This window comes from Bradyrhizobium sp. Kon37, assembly GCF_055807535.1.
Genome location: NZ_JBVVOY010000254.1, coordinates 1 through 279, shown reverse-complemented (window position 1 = coordinate 279; position 279 = coordinate 1). Strand labels below are relative to the sequence as shown.

The following is a 279-nucleotide window of genomic DNA, read 5'->3' as shown; positions in this document are numbered from 1 at the left end:
GCAGGCCATCGAGCCTGCGCAGGGGGCAACTATGGAGCAACAGCAAGACCAGGTGGCACGACCGGCCATTGCGCCGGCCGACGAGCTGATCGCGCAGACCCTGCGCATGTACCGCGCCGGCGCGGAGCCGGCGGAAGGCAACCAATCGCTGGCCGCGCTGACCGAAACCACGCTGGGCTTTGAGCTGCCTGCCGATTGGACCGGCCGCGTCCAGGTCCAGGCCAACGTCGAGGTCGAGCACGACGGCGAACGGTCCGTGGTGCCGGCCGGCGACCGAGA

General features: G+C 70.3%; 1 protein-coding gene. It reads left to right on the top strand.

Features of this window, described 5'->3' with window-relative positions:
* Positions 1 to 31: 31 nt before the first annotated feature.
* Positions 32 to 279, top strand: a 248-nt coding sequence (locus tag AC0L3J_RS38045) for a hypothetical protein (protein ID WP_473350557.1), incomplete at its 3' end; no start/stop codon positions are given.